Raw genomic sequence first — 8043 nt, forward strand, 5'->3', positions numbered from 1 at the left:
TCCTTGAGCAGCGCTTCCCGGCCGTCGGGGTCGGCCGCCAGCCGGCGCACCAGCCGCAGCGCTTCGCCCGCGAAGCTGTCTTCCCCGGCAAGCCGGTCGAGATCGAGATCGGGCGCCGTTCGGACCGTCAGCCGGTGCACCCAGACCCAGCCGGACCCGTCCCCGGCCGCCGGCTCGCCGAGCCGCTCGCGCAAGGCTGCAAGCAGCTCGTCAACATTCCGACTCTCGAGCCGGCGGTGCAGCGGGCCGCGCCCCCCGATCACCATTTCCAGCATCACGGAGCGGCCGTCCGCCGACGCCGCCGCGCCATATACGCTTTCCTCCATCCGCTCCAGCAGCCGCTCCTCGTCCGCAATTCCCTCGATGGAGACGCGGCACGCGAGCCACCGGACTTCATCGAGCGGCATGAACGTCAGCCGCAAGCCGCCGGACGCGTCGACGTCGACGATATAGCAGCCCTTCGCCCCGGTCTCGCCGGCATGGCGGCCCTGCAGGTTGCCCGGGTAGACGACATGGGGATATTCGTGCAGCACCCGCCGCCCGTGAATATGGCCGAGCGCCCAGTATTGGAACCCCGCGCCGAGCAGATCACTCAGCCTGCACGGCGCATAGGCGTCGTGATCCGGATCGCCGTCCACGTTCGCGTGCAGCAGCGCAATATGAAAATCGGCGCCCGGCGCCGGCCGGTAACCCGGGACGAGATTGTCCGTGACCGCCCGGCGGTCGTACGAAATGCCGTAAACGAAAGCGGCCGGCTTGCCGTCTCGCCGGTAAGCCGGCCGGTGCTCCGCGTTTCCGCCCGCGCCGAAAATATGAACGCCTTCCGGCAGTTCGAACCGTGCGCGCTCCAACCCCAGCGGATCATGATTACCGTGGATGGCGAACACTTGGGCGCCGGCGGCCGCCAGCCGGCTCCATGACCGGTGAAGCGCCGCCTGGGCGCGCAGGGATCGGTCCGCCGAGTCGAACAGGTCGCCGGCGATGACGACGAAATCGGCCTCTTCCCTCAGCGCCGTGTCCGTCAGCCGGCGCAGGGCGCCGAACTCCGCTTCCGCAAGGCCGCGGCGGACGGCTTCCGGCGCGCCCGCCAGCCCCTTGAACGGGCTTCCCAAATGCAGATCCGCCGCATGGATGAACCGGAAAGGGTTCACGTCGTCTCTCCTTCCTCTTCAGAAGCCGCACCGGCCGTCTGCGTCAAGCCGAGGTAAACCTCCTTCAGCTGCGCGATGACACGCTGCAGCGAATAGTCCCGCTTCGCCTTCTCCCACGCCGCGCGCGCCAGATTGTAGCGGTAGCCCGGATCCGAGACGACCTTCTCGAGCGCGCCGGCGAGCGCCTCCGGATCATCCGGCGGCACGAGCAGGCCGTTCACGCCGTCCTGGATCTGCTCCGCGATGCCGCCGACGTTCGTGCCGACGAGCGCCAGCCAGCAGAGCGCCGCCTCGGCGAACACGGAACCGAACGCCTCCGCCCGCGACGGCAGAACGAAAATATCGAAGAACGGCATGAACTCTTCCGGATGCAGCATGTACCCGTAAAAAATCGTATCGTCATATAAATCCAGTTCGGCGGCCATCGTCTCCAGTTCCTTCCGGATCGGACCGTCGCCGATGATGTGCAGGACGAACGTATGCCCCCGCTGTTTCAGCAGCGCGCACGCCTTGAGCAGAATGTCCAGCCCTTTCGCCGGCACGAGCCGGCATACGGTGATGAGCTGCGGTATTTCGTTGTCGTGGGAGACGGGCCGGAATCTCTTCTCGTCGAATCCGTTGGGGATGACCGTAATGCCGTCAGGATTCTTGACGTGCGGCGCCAGATAATCCCGGAATGAGTGCGACACGGTCAGCATCCGGTCGACCTTCGCTTCCAGCTCCCCGTACAGGGAAGTGAGGAAACGGTGCTCGGGACCGTCCGGCTTGATTCGGCCGTTCAGGACCAGCTCGCGCTCGTAGCTGGAATGGATCGTCATGACGACGGGCGTGTCGGGGAACAGCTTCTTCATGACAAGCGCGGGGATCGGATGATGGGCGTGAATCAGATCATACGGCTTGTTCACGCGCAGCCGCGTCCACCACAAGTAGTCGCGGCATGTCTGCAAATATTTGTCGACAACGGGATTGCCCCGGAATCCGCCGGCATCGAACGTTGCGAACTCGAGATCTTCGCTGCCTTTGCCGCGCACCCGCTTCGGGATGTAGAACAGTTCCATGTCCCATCCCATCTTGAGGAACCTTTCCTGGATGTACGGCACCATGGAGGAAACGCCGCCCGGCTGCTCCGGGGGAAAGAACAACGCTTGCAATACCTTCATCCTGACTTCCTCCTCCGGCAGTCGGTTACGCAACTGCCAAAACCATGATATAATAGAACATATGTTTCTGTAAAGGAAGCCATTACGCCTGCTCGGAAGGGATAACATGACCGCTGCATTTGAATGGATACTGTCGCCCGCCGGACGGATCACCTGCGCCGCCTCGGCGCTCACCGTCGCCGGGCTTCTGATCTTCATGTCCGTCCTCCAATGGAGAATGAACCGCCGGCACGCCGCTTACCGTCTGCTGATCGTTGCGCTGCTGCTTGCGCCGGCGTCCTGGATCGAACCGGCCGGCGCCGCGCGGGACGCCGTTTCGGCCGGCGCCGGTCTCCTGTCTTTCATTCTCGTCAATTTCGCCGTGCTTGCGCTCTATGTCACGCTTCGCCGCGGCGACAAATGGATGCTCGCGGCGCTGACGGTGCTGGCCTCCGGCGCGGCCGCTGCGCAATTCGGCCTGGACGCGGGCTGGTTCAACGGAGGCGGACAAGCCCCGGACGCGGCAGGCGAAGCGGGCGTCTTCCGGCCGGTGGATCTCATCTTTCTGGTCATCTCCGGCCTGATGCCCGCCTATATCCTGCCCCGCATCGGCCAGAAGGCGAAAGTTGCGGCCGCGCAAGCGTTTCATTTTCTGGGCCGGCTGATCGCCATCGCGGAAACCGGATCCGGTTCGGCGCTTCCGGCATGGATCCCGGCGGCCGGGCTGCTGCTCATGACGTTTTACTACCATCTGCTGTTCTTCATCCTGTTCCGGCGCACGCTGGAACGGATGCAGTCCGTTTACATATCGTCGATCAAGGACGGCCTGACGGGTCTCTACAACCGCCGGCATTTCCTGAAGAAGACGAACCGCTACGCCGGACTCGGCCTGCCGGTGTCCATCCTGTTCTGCGACATCGACAACTTCAAGAAGCTGAACGATACGCAGGGACATCACGCCGCGGACGAAGCGTTGAAGAAAGTGGCGGCGATTCTGTCCGAAGAAGTGTCGGGCGTCGGCACGGCCGGACGGTTCGGCGGCGAGGAGCTCGTCGCTTCCATCGCCCGCCCCGGCGCCGATCCGGCCGCGATCGCCGAGACGATCCGGCAGCGCGTCGAACGGGAGACGACCGTTACCGTCAGCGTCGGCGTATGTCCGGCTGGCGCGGACCTGTCGGTGGAAGATGCGATGCGCCGCGCGGACGAGGCGATGTATATATCGAAGACGACGGGCAAGAACAAGGTGACCGTGCACCGCCCGTCCGCCGCCGCGGCCGGCCAAAAGCAATAAAATCAGCATGCCGCCCGCATGCTGATTCCGAGAAGTCCCCGCTCCGGGAGCGAAGACGATGCAATTTCTCGCCATGTTGACGATGCTGATCGATCATCTCGGCATCGTGCTGTTTCCCGAAACGCCGTGGCTTCGCCATATCGGCCGGCTGGCGATGCCGCTCTATGCGTATGCGCTCGTGCTCGGATACGGCAGAACGCGCAGCTTTCGCCGCTATGCGCTGCGGCTTGCCGCCATCGCCGTCCTCTCGCAGCTTCCGTACCAATATGCCTTGATGGAGCCGGACGAATCGTTCGAGTTCAACGTCGTCTTCACGCTGCTCGTCTCGCTCGCCGTCCTGCGCCTGGTCGACCTTTCCATATCGTCAACATCCGCCCGCGATCCGCGAACCGGGGCCATTGCGCATGGCGGCTCCCACGGTACGGCATGGCGGCTGATGACCGCTGCGGGCATCGCCGCAAGCGGATGTCTGCTGCTGGAACTGCTTCCCTTCGATTACGGCGCCTACCTGCTGCTGCTTGTCCTGATCTATCGCTGCACCGCGGGACAGGTCGCAACGGCGCTTCATTTTTTCCTGAACGCGCTGTATCTGCTGCTCGGGTTCCCGCCGTACCAGATGTACAGCCTGCTGGCCACGCTGCTCATCGCCCACGCCCCGAAGGCGCTCGATGCGATCGGCCGCATCCGCATTCCCCGCTGGCTGTGGCTGTCGTTCTATCCGGCGCACCTCGCCGTGCTCGCCGCCATCCGGCTGCTTGCTGCGGGCTGACCGCCTCGCTTCAAGCCTTCAGCGTCCGCCAGGCCGCATCGACAAGCCGATCGAAGGCTTCGTCGTTTTCTTCGAGATACGCTTCCACCTGATCGATGTCGCGCTCGCTCCCGGACTCGTTCATGAAAAACAACCCGTACGCCCAGTCTTTGCCGTCCTTGCTGTGCAGCGCCGCTTCATACGGATGCCGGTGCCCTTCCACTTCAAACCGCACCGAGCCGACATAGCCGTCGTCCGTCCGCCGCATTTCCGCTTCGAGGATGTTGAATTTCATGGCTTTGCCTCCTTGCAAGTGCATTGTGAATATTTTGTGAACTTTTTCACCCGGAGCTGCATTTGTCGCAATGTTTTGAATCATTTTTAACACAGTTTTAATCTAAATTCGTTATAATGGCTCCATAGTTTTCGCAGGGAGAGATTTGCGATGAGAACGTTCATTTCCTTGCATGATCGGCCGATTCCCGTATATATGCAAGACACGAATTCCAAGAAGGCGCTCGAAATGCTGGGCGAGGTGCTGAACCGGAAGCTTGCGACCGGCAAGGCGGCGCTGCGCCGCTGCATCCAGTCACTCATCAGCATCGAGATCATCGGCAGCGAAGCGACGCTGCATGCAATGAGCGAGCAGGACACGCGCACGATTTCACTGTATTGACGGACTTCCGTCATTCCCTCCATCCCGGGCGGACGCCGCCAAGGCGTTCGCCCTTTTCCGTTCCTAACCGATCCACTCCGCGAAAAATTTCCGATACCCTTCCCGCATCACCCGTTCCGAGAAACGTTCGAACGCCCGCTCGCGGTTGTCTTCCGACACGGCCGCCGGCGCGGCGAGCGCCATGTTGACCAGTTCGAACCAGTTGTCCGGATTGCCGGCGAACGCGTGGCGGCCGGAAATATGCCCGTAGCACGGATGGTCGGGCTTTACGATCAGCTTGCCCATCGCCATCGCCTCCGCCAGCGGCATCGCGAACGTGTCGAACACCGAAGTGCTCCAGTAAACTTTCGCCGAGTTCATCAATCTGAAGATGTCGTCCCGGCCGAGCGCGAACATCAGCTTCACGTTCGGCGGAATGTCGTATTTCTTCATGCTCTCCTTGTACCGGAGGCCGCCGAACACCATGACGACTTCCGCGTCCGGATGGGCTTTGGCGTATGCGATCGGAATCTCCGGCCGCCGGTTCGGCTCGTCCCGCCCGATCCAGAGCACGCGATTCTTCACGACGGCTGACGGGTTGTAATGCCGCCGCGCCAGCTCCTCCTCGAATCCGATCGGAATGACGTCCACGTCGGTGACGCCGAAATCTTCGGCGAACCGCTGCTTGAGATACTCCGTGTGGACGATCGCCTTGTCGACGATCGAGTAGAACGGCCGCATCATGTCGGCGCCGGTGAGCGCGGGATGCGGGTACGAATGCGGGAACAGCACGCATTTGTCGATGAACAGCTTCAGGAACGTAAACCCGGACACCGTGCAGATGACGTGGTCGATGTTTTCCCTGTACAGCTGGTCGAGCACGATGTCGTAGTTGACGAGATCGCCTTTCTCGTATTCGAATCCCGGCGCCTGGTCATATCCGCTCACATGGCGCTCCGGCTGCACGAACACGATCTCGATCCCTTCGTCCGCGGCGATCGCCTTGAGGCGCTCCGCGTAAATGCGCGGGCCCTGGGCTTCGGTGAACTGAATCTTGCGCATGACGAGTCCGACTTTGGTCAACGGAAGTTGGCTCCTTTCCGGGTGGGACTTGTCCAGATATTTCGATCATATAACGATCTGTTCGTGAAGGACAGACCCGCGGTTCGCCCGGCGTTCGTGCGAATCCGCAGGCCGCTGTGGTATAATGCGTTCGATCGACTGCAAGCAACGGAGTGGACTGAGGACATTGAGCAATCGGGACAAAAAAACGAACGAAAACGTCATGCCGGCCCCCGTGACGAAGCTGCCCGCCGTCTCCGACAGGCACGATGCGGACGAGGAAGCGCCGGGCGCGGCGGACAGGCCGCCGCTGCCCGCAGCGTTCGTCCGCCGGATGGAAGCGCTGCTCGGCGAAGAAGCCGGGGCGTTTCTGCGCGCCTACGGCGAGCCCCGGGCGTACGGCCTGCGGCTGAACGGCCGCAAGCTGGCCGATCTGAGGCTGGAGCCGGACAAGCTGCATCGGATGTTCGGCCTCGAGCCTGTGCCCTGGTGCCCCGGCGGCTTCTACTACGCTCCGGAAAGCCGCCCCGGCCGCCATCCTTATCATGCGGCGGGATTGTACTACATCCAGGAGCCTTCCGCCATGTCGGCGGCGGAGCTGCTGGCCCCGCAGCCGGGCGAGCTCGTGCTCGACCTGGCGGCCGCTCCCGGCGGCAAGGCGACGCAGATCGCCGATCGGCTGGCCGGGCAAGGCCTGCTCGTCGCGAACGAGATTCACCCCGCCCGCGCGCGGGTGCTCAGCGAGAACATCGAGCGGATGGGCATCGCGAACGCGGTCGTCACAAACGAACCGCCCGACCGGCTGGCGAAGCGGTTCCCCGCTTACTTCGACGCGGTCATGCTCGACGCCCCGTGCTCGGGCGAAGGCATGTTCCGCAAGGACCCGGACGCCGTCCGCGAATGGTCGGAAGCGGCCGTCACCGCCTGCGCCGTCCGCCAGGCCGGCATTCTGGGCGAAGCGGCGAAAATGGTTCGACCGGGCGGCCGGCTCGTATACTCAACCTGCACGTTCAACCGCGAAGAGAACGAGGAGACGATTGAACGGTTCCTCGAGCGGCGGCCCGACTTCGAGCTGAGGCGGTCGCTGCGCCTGTTCCCGCATCGGGAGCGCGGCGAAGGCCACTATGCGGCGCTGCTCGTCCGCAGGGAAGACGCGGACGAGGGCGGACGGGCGGCCGCCGGGGCGCACGCCGGCCGCGGGCGCAAAGGCGGACGCGACGCCGGCAGGCGCGATGGCGGCGGCTTCGCCCGGTTCCGCGCCTTCGCCGCGGAGGCGCTCCCCGGCTTCTCCCCGGACGAGGATCTGCCGGGCGGCGGCCCGCTCGCGTTCGGCCAGCAGCTGTACTGGCTGCCGGACGGCGGCGGCCGCTTCGCTCCGCATCTGCTGGACGGGCTGCGCGTGCTCCGGCCGGGCTTGCATCTCGGCGACCTGCCGAAGGACCGGTTCGAACCGGCCCATGCGCTGGCGCTTCACCTCCGTCCTTCGGCGGCGCGCTGGTGCCTGCCCTTCGCGGCGGACGCGCCGGAGACCGCCGCCTGGCTGCGCGGCGAAGCGCTGCCGGCGGACGCGAATCTCGCCGGCTGGGGGCTCGTCGCCGTCGACGGCCTGCCGCTCGGCTGGGGCAAGGCGAGCGGCGGCCGCATCAACAACCGGCTGCCCAAGGGCCTTCGCCGCCCTTGATCCGCCCTTGTCCGCGCATGCCCAAAATTGAATGCCGCGGGGCATTCGTCCAAACGAACCCCATCCCTCGCCATATTATACTTTAGACCGGATGACGCGGGGGAAAGAACGACGCCCGCAACCGGAATATGCGTTCAGGGAGGGTGTTACATGTCCGGTGTAGGTGGAGCATTCACGTCCACGGGTGTGATCCTGGTTCTCTTCATCCTGCTGGTCATCGTATCCCGCGGCATTCTGTACTGATTCCTTCGCGAACCGAAATCGAGTAGGAGGGGGCGGCTAGCCCCCGACCTCTCACACCACCGTACATGCGGGT

The 8043-nt window shown here is 64.1% G+C and carries 9 protein-coding genes; 5 read left to right on the forward strand and 4 right to left on the reverse strand.

Going from position 1 to position 8043, the window contains the following annotated elements; translation table 11 throughout:
* Positions 1–1151, reverse strand: a 1151-nt coding sequence (locus tag KJQ12_RS11850; protein ID WP_213484844.1) for a metallophosphoesterase family protein, incomplete at its 3' end; no start/stop codon positions are given.
* Complete coding sequence (locus tag KJQ12_RS11855; RefSeq protein ID WP_015254372.1) at positions 1148–2311, reverse strand: glycosyltransferase family 4 protein; 1164 nt, start codon at positions 2309–2311, stop codon at positions 1148–1150. The genes KJQ12_RS11850 and KJQ12_RS11855, both read right to left, overlap by 4 nt.
* Before the next feature lie 106 nt (positions 2312–2417).
* On the opposite strand from KJQ12_RS11855, the gene KJQ12_RS11860 reads away from it, so the two are divergent.
* Together KJQ12_RS11860 and KJQ12_RS11865 are read left to right on the forward strand one after the other, a co-directional pair.
* Entirely contained in the window at positions 2418–3581 is a 1164-nt protein-coding gene (locus tag KJQ12_RS11860) for a GGDEF domain-containing protein (protein WP_213484845.1), read from the forward strand.
* A 58-nt stretch (positions 3582–3639) separates the two neighbouring features.
* Positions 3640–4350 (forward strand): TraX family protein, encoded by a 711-nt coding sequence (locus tag KJQ12_RS11865; RefSeq protein ID WP_015254370.1) that lies wholly within the window; start codon positions 3640–3642, stop codon positions 4348–4350.
* A gap of 10 nt (positions 4351–4360) precedes the next feature.
* On the opposite strand, the gene KJQ12_RS11870 is transcribed toward KJQ12_RS11865, so the two are convergent.
* A complete protein-coding gene (locus tag KJQ12_RS11870) occupies positions 4361–4624 on the reverse strand; it encodes a hypothetical protein (RefSeq protein WP_015254369.1) in 264 nt (87 codons plus the stop codon).
* A gap of 150 nt (positions 4625–4774) precedes the next feature.
* Between KJQ12_RS11870 and KJQ12_RS11875 the strand changes: the two genes are divergently transcribed.
* Positions 4775–5005, forward strand: a complete 231-nt coding sequence (locus KJQ12_RS11875; RefSeq protein WP_015254368.1) for a hypothetical protein — start codon at positions 4775–4777, stop codon at positions 5003–5005.
* 63 nt (positions 5006–5068) lie between these two features.
* Here the strand turns inward: KJQ12_RS11875 and KJQ12_RS11880 are convergent, their stop codons facing one another.
* Entirely contained in the window at positions 5069–6067 is a 999-nt protein-coding gene (locus tag KJQ12_RS11880; protein ID WP_213484846.1) for a glycosyltransferase family 4 protein, read from the reverse strand.
* Between the two features lie 166 nt (positions 6068–6233).
* Between KJQ12_RS11880 and KJQ12_RS11885 the strand changes: the two genes are divergently transcribed.
* Positions 6234–7727, forward strand: coding sequence for an RsmB/NOP family class I SAM-dependent RNA methyltransferase (locus tag KJQ12_RS11885; RefSeq protein WP_213484847.1), 1494 nt, complete (start codon positions 6234–6236; stop codon positions 7725–7727).
* A gap of 150 nt (positions 7728–7877) precedes the next feature.
* A complete protein-coding gene (locus KJQ12_RS11890; RefSeq protein ID WP_083883146.1) occupies positions 7878–7970 on the forward strand; it encodes a sporulation protein YjcZ in 93 nt (30 codons plus the stop codon).
* The last annotated feature ends 73 nt before the right edge of the window (positions 7971–8043 follow it).

Origin of the sequence: Thermobacillus xylanilyticus (assembly GCF_907165215.1) — a bacterium.
Lineage (GTDB): Bacteria > Bacillota > Bacilli > Paenibacillales > Paenibacillaceae > Thermobacillus > Thermobacillus xylanilyticus.